General features: G+C 61.7%; 12 protein-coding genes. 8 read left to right on the plus strand and 4 right to left on the minus strand.

The window, feature by feature from the left end; all coding sequences use genetic code 11:
* Window positions 1-754 precede the first annotated feature (754 nt).
* Window positions 755-931: a hypothetical protein gene (locus tag NW830_RS07950; RefSeq protein WP_414361807.1), complete on the plus strand. Its 177-nt coding sequence runs from the start codon at window positions 755-757 to the stop codon at window positions 929-931.
* A 48-nt stretch (window positions 932-979) separates the two neighbouring features.
* Here NW830_RS07950 and pip read toward each other — a convergent pair whose 3' ends face one another.
* Both pip and NW830_RS07960 read right to left on the minus strand, forming a co-directional pair.
* Window positions 980-1,930 (minus strand): prolyl aminopeptidase, encoded by a 951-nt coding sequence (gene pip, locus NW830_RS07955; RefSeq protein ID WP_414404653.1) that lies wholly within the window; start codon window positions 1,928-1,930, stop codon window positions 980-982.
* Window positions 1,931-1,956: 26 nt separating this feature from the next.
* Entirely contained in the window at window positions 1,957-4,164 is a 2,208-nt protein-coding gene (locus NW830_RS07960; protein WP_414404654.1) for a glycoside hydrolase, read from the minus strand.
* Window positions 4,165-4,339: 175 nt separating this feature from the next.
* On the opposite strand from NW830_RS07960, the gene NW830_RS07965 reads away from it, so the two are divergent.
* The 3 genes from NW830_RS07965 (at window position 4,340) to NW830_RS07975 (ending at window position 7,491) form a co-directional block, all read left to right on the plus strand.
* On the plus strand, window positions 4,340-4,882 hold the full coding sequence (locus NW830_RS07965) for an HNH endonuclease (RefSeq protein ID WP_414361800.1): 543 nt from the start codon (window positions 4,340-4,342) through the stop codon (window positions 4,880-4,882).
* A gap of 47 nt (window positions 4,883-4,929) precedes the next feature.
* Window positions 4,930-5,493 carry a phycobiliprotein lyase gene (locus tag NW830_RS07970; RefSeq protein ID WP_414404669.1) on the plus strand — a complete coding sequence of 188 codons (564 nt, stop codon included), beginning with the start codon at window positions 4,930-4,932 and terminating at the stop codon, window positions 5,491-5,493.
* Between the two features lie 123 nt (window positions 5,494-5,616).
* Complete coding sequence (locus NW830_RS07975) at window positions 5,617-7,491, plus strand: AAA family ATPase (protein ID WP_414404655.1); 1,875 nt, start codon at window positions 5,617-5,619, stop codon at window positions 7,489-7,491.
* Here NW830_RS07975 and glcD read toward each other — a convergent pair.
* Window positions 7,488-8,978: a glycolate oxidase subunit GlcD gene (gene glcD, locus NW830_RS07980; protein WP_414361795.1), complete on the minus strand. Its 1,491-nt coding sequence runs from the start codon at window positions 8,976-8,978 to the stop codon at window positions 7,488-7,490. The genes NW830_RS07975 and glcD overlap by 4 nt on opposite strands.
* A 62-nt stretch (window positions 8,979-9,040) precedes the next feature.
* On the opposite strand from glcD, the gene NW830_RS07985 reads away from it, so the two are divergent.
* The 4 genes from NW830_RS07985 to NW830_RS08000 all read left to right on the plus strand — a co-directional run bounded on the left by NW830_RS07985 (window position 9,041) and on the right by NW830_RS08000 (window position 11,838).
* A complete protein-coding gene (locus NW830_RS07985) occupies window positions 9,041-10,267 on the plus strand; it encodes a class I SAM-dependent methyltransferase (RefSeq protein ID WP_414404656.1) in 1,227 nt (408 codons plus the stop codon).
* Window positions 10,268-10,384: 117 nt separating this feature from the next.
* Entirely contained in the window at window positions 10,385-10,585 is a 201-nt protein-coding gene (gene rpmI, locus NW830_RS07990; protein ID WP_414361819.1) for a 50S ribosomal protein L35, read from the plus strand.
* Between the two features lie 96 nt (window positions 10,586-10,681).
* Window positions 10,682-11,038, plus strand: coding sequence for a 50S ribosomal protein L20 (gene rplT, locus NW830_RS07995; protein ID WP_414404657.1), 357 nt, complete (start codon window positions 10,682-10,684; stop codon window positions 11,036-11,038).
* A 17-nt stretch (window positions 11,039-11,055) separates the two neighbouring features.
* Entirely contained in the window at window positions 11,056-11,838 is a 783-nt protein-coding gene (locus NW830_RS08000; protein WP_414404658.1) for a transporter substrate-binding domain-containing protein, read from the plus strand.
* Here NW830_RS08000 and purH read toward each other — a convergent pair.
* On the minus strand, window positions 11,835-13,442 hold the full coding sequence (gene purH, locus NW830_RS08005) for a bifunctional phosphoribosylaminoimidazolecarboxamide formyltransferase/IMP cyclohydrolase (protein WP_414404659.1): 1,608 nt from the start codon (window positions 13,440-13,442) through the stop codon (window positions 11,835-11,837). The two genes, NW830_RS08000 and purH, sit on opposite strands and share 4 nt — an antisense overlap.
* Window positions 13,443-13,546 lie beyond the last annotated feature (104 nt).

A 13,546-nucleotide genomic window follows, 5' to 3' on the forward strand; every position in this document is an offset into this window, starting at 1 on the left:
TACACGGGATCTATGAAGCAACTGGGGCAGAAGAAGAGACAAAAGCTCTGCTGTCAAGCGGGTGAGGAAACCCCACCTGCCTACGCGGTGGGGTAGTTCATGTTGCCCCCAATAGGAATATCCGGCGCTACAAGGCAGGGGAAGCCGCCAAGGCATTGCAGGATCCCCGAAGGCAGCAGCCTGGACTTGTCTTTCTAGAGGGACAGGCCAAAAGCACCCTGAGAGCCACCCCACCTGCCCTACAGCGAGCTTCAGCCACCCTCCTACCAACGCATAGAGCGCGGCCTTCTCACTTCAACGGGATCTGGTAGACACTCCGGGAAGGCCCTTCTACCCCATCTTTATCCTGAGTCTGATCCACCCCCACACCCCCAGCGGCTAGCTCTAGACAGGCTACTAACAGGTGGGGATCCTGAGCGGGTTGCTGGCGTCGATTGGCCGCAGGTAAGCAAGATCCACCGCCAATTAGCTGAAGAAGCTTAAATAGGCTCAAGTCCATTTTGCAATAAGAATTTACGAAAATCCAGAGCTTTTTACCTTAAATCTGTAACTCTTAACGCTATTCTCAGAGAGGCAGTGCTAGACTTCTCTTATCCAGTCAAGGGTATTGCTTAGCTTTCCTCCCCTCGAGCTTACCGAAGCTCAAAAGGGGTAGGTTTATTGGCTCTAATTCTTGCCTGGCTTTGCTGCTGCTTGCAGCGAGCTGGGGTGCTGTTTTCAAGTCTTTTTGAGCGTGAGTTGGAGGAACGTTGGAATGAACCGGCAGACAGTTCAGGTTAAGAGCGAGACCCGTAACCACCAAGGCCATTTTATCCCACAATCAGAGTACGTCCTAGTCGATGCCAACTGCAACGGCTGGGCGCTCATTTGTGCTGACAATGCCCGCTGCTACTACGTTGATCCCGATGCCCTCCAGTTTGAGGCCGGCTGAGGCTTAGTGCTGGAAATGGCAGACCTGCTTTGAAGTCATCCTAGGCTCTTAGAGCTGAGCAAAGCGATCGGTGGCTGCCAGGAGGGCGGTGCGGATCCCGGGCTCGGTGATGGCGTGGCCGGCATCAGGAATGAGGTAAAACTCCGCCTCTGGCCAGGCCTGATGCAACTCCCAGGCAGAAATGGGAGGGCAGACGACATCGTAGCGGCCCTGGACAATGACAGCCGGCAGGTGGCGCAGGCGCTCTACCCCCTTAAGGAGTTGATCCTCCGCCTCCAAAAAACCGTGGTGGATAAAGTAGTGGCACTCTAGGCGGGCAAAGGCCTCGGCAAAGCTCTCCTGGCCAAAGCGCTCGATGAGCTCAGGGCTGGGGATCAGCTTGCTGGTGCTGGCCTCCCAAATGGCCCAAGCGCGGGCTGCCTTTAGGCGCACTTGAGGATCGGGGTCGTTGAGGCGGCGGTAGTAGGCTGCCAGCAGGTCATCCCGCTCTTCGGGGGGGATGGGCTCGAGGTAGTGTTGCCAGGCATCGGGAAAAAGGTAGCTGGCCCCCTCCTGGTAAAACCAGCGGATTTCAAAGGAGCGGAGTAGGAAGATCCCCCGCAAGATAAACCCCAGGCAGGACTGGGGGTGGGTCTGGCCGTAGGCTAAGGCAAGGGCGCTGCCCCAGCTTCCTCCAAAGACAAACCAGCGTTCAATGCCCAAGTGCTGGCGCAGCCTCTCAATATCGGCCACCAGATCCCAGGTGGTGTTCTCCCGCAGCTCAGCGTAGGGGCGGCTCTTGCCGCAGCCGCGTTGATCAAACAGCACCACCCGCCAGCGGCTGGGATCAAAGTACTGCCGGTAGAGGGGATCGATTCCACCCCCTGGCCCCCCATGCAAAAACACCACCGGCTTGCCCGCCGGGTTGCCGCACTGCTCGTAGTAGAGGGTGTGCAGGGAAGAGACGGGGAGAAAGCCGTGATCGTAGGGCTCGATGGGCGGATAGAGCTCGCGCTGCATAGGCAGATCTGGAAACAAGCAGCTTTCTAGGGCCTGCGCAGGGCAATGGTGGCCTTGGGGGGGATCCCTTCTTGGAAGGTCTCGCCATCGGCGGCCACGATGATAAATTGCAGCTCCTGCCCCGGCTGGGCACCCAAATTGCTCCAGGGAATGGCCACCTCCAAACAGGCATCCACCACCGCCTTCACCTGATGGTTGATGGGGTGCCAGCTATGGTACTCCCCTGCCTGCAAGAGCTGAGTCTCGACGGGTGCGGGATGCTGGCCGGTGCCAGGCGGCGGCAGCGACAGCTTCAACAGGTGGCGGTAGAGATAGTTGAGGGGGGCTTCTGCGGGTAATCCCTGCAGGGGAATGGGGCTGTTGACGGTAACGCGGTTGGGATAAAACCAGAGCACCAGCAATTGCTTGGGCCGCTGCACCACCGAGCTAAAATCTAGCCGCAGATAGAGGTTGAAGTGATCGAACCCGTACCAGAGGCGGCGGACGACGCTGTTGCGGTGCATGGTTCCTCGAGCGGCGCCGATCTCCACCCGCCCGGCCTGGCTCCACTCCCGTTCGGCGGGGCGACCGTTGATGGTGGGATGGATAAACCCCTGCGGCAGGCGATCCCCCAGCCCGTCGTGATCCTCGAGGGGAAACTGCAGCGCCGCCGGCACCGCCTCTCCCAAAGCGGTGTAGAGGGCCTGTAGATGTTCCCGGAACAACTGGTCGAAAACGGCATCGTGGGCGGAAGAATGGCCCGCCCCAAACCACCAGAACCAGTCGGATCCCTCGGCCGCCCAGAGGGCTTCCCAGGCCTGGGGGGTGGCGTAAGGGTGATCCTGGATCACCTGGCGGGCTTGGGCCAGGAGCTCCCAGGCGCGGTTTTTGACGGGATCCCCAATCCAAGTGGTCAAGTCGGCCTCAATCCAAGAGCCGCTGTGCAATTGTTCGGCTGGCAGAAACTCGGTGGGAGGGAACTGATCCAAAAACTCGGAGACCGTTACCAAGCGCAGGGCCGGGTGTTGGCTGAGGCGGGTATAGAGGTTTTCCAAGAAGGGCCGGCCATCTTGGGGATAGTACTCCCAGCAATTTTCTCCATCGAGAGCAATGGTGACCAGCCAAGGCTGCTCTGGGGGCAGGCGGTTGCGGATATTCTCCAGATGGCCAATGAGGTCCTTGGCGGCAGCGTCGGCAGGCATGGTGCTGTAGCTAAAGCCAATGAGATCGGAAAGGCGGTGATCCCGGAAGACAATCGCCAGATCCCCCGCCTCGCTCTCAAGACGATAGGGCCGGTAGAGCTTTTCCGGCTCAAGGACATGGCCCTGCTCATCGCGGTGGAAAGGCTGGCCCAGGCTCCAGCCCAGCACTCCCTCGTCAGAGATAATCCACTCAAAGCCCTGCTTGCAGACGATGGGGACAATGGCGGGGCTAACCGCCTGCTCTGAAGGCCACAACCCCCGCGGATCGCGGCCAAAGCGCTCCCGGTAGATCTGCTTGGCCCGCTCCAGTTGGCTGTGGACATCCTGCTCCCAGTGGAAGGGGTAGCGGGGCAGGGGCAAGCCGGGCCGGGCCACCCGCGCCGAGCGCTCGCTTACCAGCAGGGGCAAGATAGGGTGGGTGTAGGGGCTAGTGGTCAACTCCAGTTGGCCGCTACTTTGCAACTTAGCGTGCTGGGGCAGGATGGCAGCCAGGATCTGCTGTTGCTTGGCGTAGATCCGCTGCCGATCCGCCAGGGTAAAGCCGGAGCCCATCTTAATCCAGCCCTCGATCTCCGGATCCTCTTGGAAGAGGGGATCAAACCAGGACAAATTGTGCCAGGCCAGCAGATCGCTGAAGTCTTGCGCTGTCCAGTACTGTAGGCACCAGTTGATCCCTTGCGATTCCCGCTGTTCGTAGAGCTGGCGGTAGCGGGGGTAGGGCTCAATCATGGTGGGGTAATGGCTGTCGAAGAAACGCTCGACAATGAAGCGCCGCTGCTCCGGGGTCAGCTTTTCGACAGGAGATAAAGTCAGCTCCAAATAGGGATCGAAGGCCGAGCCGGCCACGTAGTCCTCAATTTGCACAATGAGAGAGGGCACTAGGTTAACCGTTTGGTGCAGGCGGGGATAGCGCTCCAGCAGCAAAATTAAGTCCAGGTAGTCTTTGATCCCGTGCAGGCGCACCCAGGGCAAGCGATACTTGCCTGCCAGCGGACTTTTGTAGAGGGGCTGGTGTTGGTGCCAAACCAGGGCAACATACAGCGGGTGGGTCATGGGAGGCACGGGATCCAACCATCACCCGGATACTAGCCCATCTGTCCGCCTCCCGATCGTAAGAAACTCTGGAATGTTGAATGGTGGGGCTCCACCTGGATGGGGCCCCCTGCGGGAAAACCTTGTCATTTGCCAGATTTCTCAGGACAATGGCGGCAAATGGAAGAGCTAAGGCATGACTGCTGCTACCCACGTCCTAGAACAGTCGATTGTTGTCTTTTCCCAAAACTACTTGCCCATTAGCCGGGTCAACATTAGACGGGCGATTGTGCTGCTGCTGACGGGCAAGGCAGAGCCGCTGGCGATGATGAATGTGCCGGTATGGAAAGTGCGCTCCCCCAGCCAGGTGATCGAGGTGCCCGAGCACATCCGCCTGACCATCAAAGGCAAGGAGCGATCCTGGCGGGTGCCCCCTGTCAACCGGCGGGAGGTTTTGCGGCGGGACCACCACACCTGTCAGTACTGCGGCAGCACCCATAACCTAACCCTGGATCATGTCGTGCCTCTTTCTCGCGGGGGATCCCACACTTGGGACAATGTAGTCACGGCCTGCGAGCGCTGCAACCAGCGCAAGGGCAACCGCACTCCTGAAGAGGCCAATATGCCTCTGCGCAGCAAACCCCGCGCCCCCCTCCACCCGACGGTGGCTTTTGCCGAGCAGTTTTGGCACAAACAGCAGAGCCGGCAAGAGCAAATCTACGGCTACAGCACAAGCTAGAATCGGCAAATCCCGGTTGTTATCGATGAGGATCCGCGTCGGCCATGATGACCGTAATGGAGTTTTTTGCCCTCAGCGCTGGCGAGTGGATGTGTCAGCGCACCAGCCATCACTTGGCTTTTCGCCGCTCTGAAGGAGGGAGGTCGCGGCTGCAAATTGCCACCCTTGCGGCAACCGATCCAGCTGTCATTCGGGTTTGCGAGCTGTTCAAGGTGGATCCGCAGCGGGCGGTGGGGGCAGCACGGGTACAGTGGCAGGGGGAGCAGGACTGGGACAACGAAGAGTACAAAGGCGATGTGGTGCTGGTTCCGATTCCCGATCCTGACAACCCCATGCGGGGGCAACTGCTGCGGGATCAGGGCTATGCTGAGAAAGTGCCGGTGGCGGGTACCTATGTGATGGGAGCCGATGGCGCCCTCACCCTCTACACCGAGTACGAAATGACCGAGTCGGAGGAGCGCATTTGGTTTGCCAGCCCCAATCTCCGCCTGCGGACTAGCATTGTCAAGCGCTTCGGCGGCTTTAGCATGGCTTCTTTCTGCTCCGAGGTGCGCAAGCTCTCCGCCAGCTCTTCCCCCCTCTCGGCCATGGCCGAGTCCCGCTCTCCCTAGGCGGGGGCTGACCAGATCCCTGGCTGAAAGTTGGCTCCTTTTGGGTGGGGGGAGAGCCTCAGCCAGCAAGGGATGGGCTAAAACCTCTGTTGGTGGGTTATTTGTAGACGGAAAACCCCGGCTGTGGCGGATCTAAGCAATTTTATCCAGGGTATTGAGCAGCTTATCGAGCTAGCCCAGAAGCTGGACGAGAAAAGAAACACGGGGGAGCTGCGAACCGAGGTGCGCATCCAGGCCCGTCCTTTGGGCAGCTCTATCCCCCCTTCCGGCTCCATCCCCCGTCGCCGCAGCAGCGCCCAGACGGGGGATCCCTCCTGGAGCAGCGAGCCCCAAGGGATGTCTGCAACCCGCTTCCAGGAAACCTCTGGGGCTGCTGGGACAATCCCTGCCGAGCGCCCAGGGTCAAGGTCCAAGTTGTGCCTCAAGGACGTAGGGGGGCTTAAGGAACAACTGCAAGCCTTGCGGGAGTTGGTGGAGATTCCCCTCAAGCGGCCCGATCTACTGGCTAAGTTGGGGCTGGAGCCGCCCCGTGGCGTGCTGTTGGTTGGCCCCCCTGGCACTGGCAAAACCCTGACGGCCCGCGCCCTGGCCGAGAGCCTGGGGGTGAACTACATTGCCGTCGTGGGCCCGGAGCTGATTGGCAAGTACTACGGCGAGGCGGAGGCGCGCCTGCGGCAGCTGTTTGAGCAAGCGGCTAGGTCTGCCCCTTGTCTGGTGTTTATCGACGAAATTGACGCCCTTGTGCCCAATCGCAGCACCGTCGAGGGGGAGGTGGAAAAACGCTTGGTGGCCCAGCTGCTGGGGCTAATGGACGGGTTTGGGGCCCAAAAAGGCGTTGTGGTGCTGGCAGCCACCAACCGACCTGAAGCTTTGGATCCGGCCCTGCGGCGACCGGGGCGCTTTGACCGGGAGATCATCTTTAGGGTGCCGGATCGGGAGGGGCGGCGGGAGATCCTGGCCATTCACACCCGCGGCATGCCCCTGGCAGAGGATGTGGATTTGGACAGCCTAGCAGATCAGACGCTGGGCTTTGTAGGCGCGGATCTGCGGGGCCTGTGCCAGGCGGCCGCCTATGCGGCTTTGCGGCGCCAGGTGCCGGATCTAGAATCCCCCATTCCTGAATCCCTAAAAGTTACGGCAGCGGACTTTCAAGAAGCTCTGCAACAAGTGAAGCCGGCGGTGTTGCGCTCGGTGGAAATTGAATCCCCCCAGGTGAGCTGGGATCACATTGGCGGCCTGGAGCACGCCAAGCAGGTTTTGCAGGAGGCCATCGAGGGATCCCTGCTGCACCCGGAGCTGTACGAGCAGGCCCAGGCCCAAGCCCCCAAAGGGATCCTCCTCAGTGGGCCCCCCGGCACCGGCAAGACTCTCCTGGCCAAGGCCATTGCCTCCCAGGCCAAGGCCAACTTCATCGCCGTCTCCGGCCCAGAGCTCTTGAGCAAGTGGGTGGGCTCCTCCGAGCAGGCGGTGCGGGAACTCTTTGCCCGTGCCCGCCAATGCGCTCCCTGCGTGATCTTCATCGATGAGATCGACACCCTGGCGCCGGCACGGGGCAGTTACTCCGGCGATAGTGGCGTCAGCGACCGGGTCCTGGGGCAACTCCTAGCCGAACTGGACGGGATCCGCTCCAGCCAGGGGGTCTTGGTGGTGGCGGCCACCAATCGCAAGGAGAGTTTGGATCCCGCCCTCACCCGCGCCGGCCGGCTGGAGCTGCACCTGAGTGTGGAGCTGCCGGATCGCGCCGCACGGCGGGAAATCTTGGCTGTGCACAACCGCAGGCGCCCCCTGGGGCCAGATGTGGATCTGGAGGTGTGGGCTGAGCGCACCGAGGGCTGGAGCGGCGCCGACCTGGCTTTGTTAAGCAACCGTGCCGCCATTGCCGCCATTCGCCGCCACCGCGCCACTTCTGCCTCCTTAGACGCCAAGGCCTTGGTCATTGGCCAGGAGGACTTTGCCCAGGCCTTCGCTGAGCTCCAGCAGCAGCGGCAGGTCAGCTAGAAGACAGGGATCCCTTGCCATTCCGGTTGCCGGTGGGCATGGGCCGCCTCGCCGCAAGTGCGGGGGGTGGGAAAGATCTTGTCGGGGTTGGCCAGATGCTGCGGGTCGAACACCTGCCGCACCCACTGCATGCTCTCCAAATCCGTGGGCGTAAACATCTCCGACATGTAGCAGCGCTTGTCGGCCCCGATGCCATGCTCGCCAGAGATGCTGCCTCCCAGGCGTACGCAGAGCTTGAGGATCTCACCCCCCAGCTTCTCCACCTGTTCCAGGGATCCCGGCACCGACTCGTCGTAGAGAATCAGCGGATGGAGATTGCCGTCGCCGGCGTGGAAGACATTGGCCACCCGGTAGCCGTATTCGCGGCTGAGGCGCTCAATTTCTTTGAGGACATAGGCTAGCTGGCTGCGGGGGATCACCCCATCCTGGACGTAGTAGTTGGGGCTGAGCTTGCCCATTGCAGCAAAGGCCGCCTTGCGCCCTTTCCACAGCCGCGCCCGCTCTTCTGGGTCAGAGGCAACTTGCACCTGGCGGGCGCCGTTTTTGAGGCACAGCGCCCTCACCTGTTGGCTAGCTTCCTCCACCTCCAGCGCCAGCCCGTCCACCTCCACCAGCAAGATGGCTGCCGCATCCCGCGGGTAGCAGCCCAACTGCACCACATCCTCGACGGCGTTGATGCTGAAGTTGTCCATGATCTCCAGGCCGGCGGGGATGATCCCAGCAGCGATGATGTCGGAAACAGTGGCTCCTGCCGCCTCAACGCTCTCAAAATCTGCAAGCAAGACCTGCACCTGAGCCGGCGCCTTGAGCAAGCGGAGGGTGATCTCCGTCGCAATCCCCAGGGTGCCCTCAGAGCCGACAAACAGGCCCACCCAGTCGTAGCCGGGCATCTCCGGGATCTTGCCCCCCCAGCGCACCACCTCCCCATCCGGCAGCACCACGGTCAGGCCGAGGATGTGGTTGGCTGTTACCCCGTACTTGAGGCAGTGGACGCCGCCGGAGTTTTCCGCCACATTGCCGCCGATGGAGCAAACCGACTGGCTAGAGGGATCCGGGGCATAAAAATAGCCCTGGGCGGCCACCGCTTGGGTAATCCAGGCGTTGATTACCCCCGGCTGCACCACCATGCAGCGGTTGTCTAGGTCAATCTCCAGGATCTGTTTCATCAGGGTGGTGGCGATGACGACGCTATTTTCCACGGGTAGCGCCCCTCCCGAAAGGCCAGTACCGGATCCCCGGGCCACAAAGGGCACCCGATAGCGGTTGCACAGCTTCACCACCTGCGCCACCTCCTCCGTGGTGCGCGGCAACACCACCAAAGCCGGCCTTTGCCGGTAGCTGGTCAGCCCGTCGCACTCGTAAACCAGCAGCTCCTCCGGCTTGCTGATCACTCGCTGCGGATCGAGAATTTTTTTGAGCTCAGCCGTCAGCTTGATCCAGTCGAAAGTAAGGCCAGTTTGCAGAGGAGGGGAAGGACGTACAACCATAGATCGTCGGGGAGAAATGTCCTCAGGGGAGATATCGTCACTATAGTCTGGCCGGAGAGCCTATGCAGTCCCGCAGCGCCGAACAGATCCTCGAACAAGTGCGGCAGCTCTACGACCTCTACCCCTTCCCGCCACAGCCCATCGCCACCGTTCCCCCGCCAGGGTGGAACTGGCGCTGGAGCTGGCCCCAGGCCTATGCCTTCTGCACAGGTGCTCATCCAGGCCGCCGCCCAGTGCGCATTCTGGACGCTGGCTGCGGCTCTGGGGTGGGGACGGAGTATATCGCCCACCAAAACCCCAACGCCGAAATCTGGGCCTTTGACCTAAGCAGCCGCGCTCTGGAGATTGCCGAGGCCCGCTGTCGGGCTTCCCAGGCACCACCGGTGCACTTTCGCCAGCTCAACGTCTACGACATCGACCAACTGCCAGGGCAGTTTGACTTCATTAACTGCGTGGGTATGCTCCACCACTTGCCCGATCCAGCAGCGGGGCTCCAGGCGCTGGCCAGCAAATTGGCTCCCGGTGGAATCCTGCATTTGTTTGTCTACGGCGAGCTGGGCCGCCATGAGATTCGCCTCATGCAGAAGGCCATCCGCCTCTTGGTTACCGGCTCTGAACACCAACCCTTCGCTTCCCCAGAGCAATTGCAAAAGGCCCTCCAGGTGGGTCGCCGTCTTTTCGAGATCCTGCCGGCAAGCAACCGCATCCAGCAGCAGGAACAGGCCCGCTGGGCCGTCGAGAACGTGGACGACGAATGCTTTGCCGATATGTACCTGCACCCGCAGGAGGTGAACTACAACATTGAGACCCTATTTGAGCTGATCCGCGCCTCCGGACTGCAGTTTCTGCGCTTTTCCAACCCGGAGTTTTGGCGGCTGGAGCGGGTGTTGGGCCAGGATGAGGCCCTACTAGCCCAGGCGGCTCAACTGCCGGAGCTGGAGCGCTACCGCCTGATTGAGCTGCTGGATCCGGTGGTGGCCCACTACGAGCTGTTTCTCGGCAAGCCCCCCATTTGCCGCTGGGAATGGACCCATCCAGAGGAGGTGGCCGCGGCAGTGGCTCACCTCAGCCCCTGCCTGGGTCTGTGGCCAGGGCGGAGCCTCTTCAACTACGCCTACGAGGCCATCTCCCTCAGCGAGGAGGCCTTTGCCTTTTTGCAGCAGGTGGACGGGATCCGCACCGTCCAAGCCCTTCAAGAGAGCCTAGACTCTCCCCTGAGCTGGCCGCAGTTGCAGCAGTTGCTGCGCTGGCAGGTGCTGCTCTTGGAGCCGCAAGAGAAGGGTTTTTGAGGGCTCTTGGCGAGTCTGGGACAGAAAGAGGCTACTGCGGCATTTGCTTTCTTGGACTTCCCTAGCTTATGCTAGGAGACTGTGACTTTTCCCCTGGCCATTTCTGGGGTTATCGCCATGCCCAAGATCAAAACCCGCAAGGCAGCCGCTAAGCGCTTTCGCCTCACTGGTAACGGCAAGTTCCTGCGCCGCCGAGCCGGGCACAACCACCTACTTGAGCACAAAACCAGCAACCGCAAACGCAAGTTGGCGGGTGTGGCCTTGGTGAGCAAGCAGGATCTGGTCAATGTGCGCCTGATGCTGCCCAACACCCACTAGGGGGAATCCACCCCCTCAGCCTAGGGTGAGCCCTCGCCACAGCAGGCTGGAAGTCTCAAGCTCTGTTGGCCTCGGTATCTGTATTGGGTTACTGCCATGAGAGTCAAACGCGGCAATGTTGCCCGCAAGCGTCGTAAGAAGATCCTCAAGCTAGCCAAAGGCTTTCGCGGAGCCGGCTCCAAGCTGTTTCGCACTGCCAACCAGCAGGTGATGAAGGCGCTGCGCAGCGCCTACCGGGATCGCCGCCGCAAGAAGCGGGATTTTCGCCGCCTCTGGATTGCCCGCATCAACGCCGCCACCCGTGCCCAGGGCCTGCGCTACAGTGAGTTCATCGACGGCCTCAAGAAAGCCAATATCCAGCTCAACCGTAAAATGTTGGCCCGCCTGGCTTTCCTGGATCCCGAAGCCTTTGCCCAAGTGGTGGAGGCAGCCCGCCAGGCTCGCGCCTCCTAATGGAAGCGCGGTCTCCGTTGGCCACGGCGGTCGGGAAGGTTTGCTTGGCGGCCAGCCTAGCTTTAGCTGGCGGGGGGATGGGGATCCCTGCTGCTGCCCGCCCCTGGCTGGAGATTGTTCGGTCGGGGCAGTTGCGAGTGGCGGTCAAAGACAACCTCCGGCCCTTGGGGTTTCGCGATGCCGAAGGCAAGCTGCAGGGATTTGAGATTGACCTAGCCCGCGAGCTGGGGTCCCGGCTGCTGGGATCCCCGGCGGCGGTGGAGCTGGTGCCGGTGAGCAATGGGGAGCGGCTGCAGGCAGTGGCCACTGGGAGGGTGGATCTGGCCATTGCCCAAATTGGCATCACGCCGGATCGGGCGCGCCAGGTGGAGTTGACCTCGGCCTACTACCTGGATGGCTCCAGCTTGGTTGTGGCCCGTTCCCAAAACTGGACGAGCTGGTCGGAGGTGGGCGGCGCGCGGATTGCCGTCCTGCGCGGATCGGCTGCTATTGCTTACCTGCAGCGCTACCTCCCAGGGGTTGAGTTGGTGGCGGTGGATTCCTACCGGGAAGGGGCGGAGTTGCTCCTAAAAGGAGCGGTACAGGTCTGGGCAGCGGATCGCTCGGTGCTGGCGGGGTGGCTGGCGGAGCACCCCCAGTTTCAGTTTTTGGGATCCCCGTTGGCGGCGGTGGGGCTGGGCATTGCCCTGCCCAAGGGGCTGGAGCATGCTGAATTGCGGCTGCGGGTGCGCCGCGAGCTGGAGAACCTGCGCGCCGAGGGCTGGCTGGCGGAGCGGGCCAGAGCTTGGGGTCTGCCCTAGTGCAAAAAGTGACGGATGCCAGTGCAGACCATGGCGATGCCGGCAGCATTGGCAGCAGCAATGGAATCGGCATCGCGGAGACTGCCTCCCGGCTGGATGATGGCGCGGATCCCAGCACGGGCTGCCGCCTCCACACTGTCGGCAAAGGGGAAAAAGCCGTCGCTGGCCAAAACCGCTCCTGCTGCCTGCGAGCCGGCCTGGCGAAGGGCAATCTCGACAGCGCCCACCCGGTTCATCTGGCCTGCGCCAATGCCGAGGGTCTGCCCCTGCCGGGCAACGACGATGGCGTTGGATTTGACGTATTTGCAAACTATCCAGGCAAACTCCAGATCCGCCCACTCTTCCGGTGTCGGCTGGCGCTCGCTCACCACCCGCCAGGACTGCCGGCGGTCGGCTTCCTGGGGCAAGTCGGCCTCCTGCACCAGAAAACCCCCCGCCAGTGTGCGGAGGTTTTGGGTTGGCCCAACCTCAAAGTCCGGCAAAACCAAAAGCCGCAAGTTCTTTTTGGCTGCCAGTTGCTCAGCTGCCTCAGGTGGGCAGGCCGGGACAACCACGCACTCCAAAAAAGGCTCCGCCAGGCGCTGGGCAGTCTCCCTGTCCAACGTCTGGTTCAGGGCAACGATGCCCCCAAAGGCGGAGACGGGATCGGCGGCCAAAGCCGCCTCAAAAGCGGCAGCCAGAGTTGGGCGAACGGCTACCCCACAGGGGTTGTTGTGCTTGACAATCACCGCCACCGCTGGCCTAGGGCCGTTGGCCAGCCCTAGGCTGAGCTCTGCCGCCAGGGCGCGGGCCGCCTCCAGATCCAGCAGGTTGTTGTAGCTCAGCTCTTTCCCCTGCAACTGTTTGGCCCGGTGCCAGCCGGGAGCAGCCGCATCCACCACATACCAGGTGGCGGCTTGGTGAGGGTTTTCTCCGTAGCGCAGGCGCTGCCACGGGATCCCTTGCAGTTGAAAAACCTCTGCGGCAGCGGCTGCAGGAGCTGGAGAGGAGTGGGACAGCTCGGAGCAGGCCAGGTAGTGGACAATGGCACGGTCGTAGCTCAACACCCGCTCAAAGGCACGGCGGGCACACTGGAAGCGAAAGGCCAGCCGCTCCGCCTCGCTGGAGGAGCTAGAGAGCAATTGCAAGTACTGAGGGTACTGGCTGGGATCGGTGAGCACGGTAACGTGGGGATAGTTTTTGGCTGCCGCCCGCGCCAGCGTGGGCCCGCCGATGTCAATCTGCTCGAAAGCCTCCTCCAGCGACACCCCTGGCCGGGCCACCGTCTGCTCGAAAGGATAGAAATTGACCACCACCAACTGGATGGGAGGGATCCCTAGGGCCTCCAGATCTGCCCGGTCTTCGCCGCGCTCCAGACGGGCCAGAATGCCCCCGTGAATGCGGGGGTGCAGCGTTTTCACCCGTCCCCCCAAGATTTCCGGGGCGCCGGTATGGTCTGAAACAGGGGTGACCGGGATCCCGGCCTCTAAAAGCGCCTTGGCGGTGCCTCCGCTGCTGAGCAGCTGAAAGCCGTGCTCCTGCACGAGGGCCTGAGCCAGCGGGATCAGGCCAGTTTTATCAAAGACACTGAGAAGCGCCACAGGGGGGAAGGGCTGAGCAGGCATAGGTTGTTGGTTCCCTCAAACAAAAAATACACCAGCAGCCTCTTGATTCCACGCCTTAAATCAGCAGCTTGGCGTCAAGTGGGCAAAAGGGGATCCCAGCCTTG

The organism is Synechococcus sp. OH30 (assembly GCF_047462175.1).
Taxonomy (GTDB): Bacteria; Cyanobacteriota; Cyanobacteriia; order Thermostichales; family Thermostichaceae; genus Thermostichus.

Excerpts from the sequence above, each read along its gene's own strand:
- NW830_RS07950 (WP_414361807.1), top strand. The coding sequence starts at position 755 with ATGAACCGGCAGACAGTTCAGGTTAAGAGCGAGACCCGTAACCACCAA.
- pip (WP_414404653.1), bottom strand. The coding sequence starts at position 1,930 with ATGCAGCGCGAGCTCTATCCGCCCATCGAGCCCTACGATCACGGCTTT.
- NW830_RS07960 (WP_414404654.1), bottom strand. The coding sequence starts at position 4,164 with ATGACCCACCCGCTGTATGTTGCCCTGGTTTGGCACCAACACCAGCCC.
- NW830_RS07965 (WP_414361800.1), top strand. The coding sequence starts at position 4,340 with ATGACTGCTGCTACCCACGTCCTAGAACAGTCGATTGTTGTCTTTTCC.
- NW830_RS07970 (WP_414404669.1), top strand. The coding sequence starts at position 4,930 with ATGACCGTAATGGAGTTTTTTGCCCTCAGCGCTGGCGAGTGGATGTGT.
- glcD (WP_414361795.1), bottom strand. The coding sequence starts at position 8,978 with ATGGTTGTACGTCCTTCCCCTCCTCTGCAAACTGGCCTTACTTTCGAC.
- NW830_RS07985 (WP_414404656.1), top strand. The coding sequence starts at position 9,041 with ATGCAGTCCCGCAGCGCCGAACAGATCCTCGAACAAGTGCGGCAGCTC.
- rpmI (WP_414361819.1), top strand. The coding sequence starts at position 10,385 with ATGCCCAAGATCAAAACCCGCAAGGCAGCCGCTAAGCGCTTTCGCCTC.
- rplT (WP_414404657.1), top strand. The coding sequence starts at position 10,682 with ATGAGAGTCAAACGCGGCAATGTTGCCCGCAAGCGTCGTAAGAAGATC.
- purH (WP_414404659.1), bottom strand. The coding sequence starts at position 13,442 with ATGCCTGCTCAGCCCTTCCCCCCTGTGGCGCTTCTCAGTGTCTTTGAT.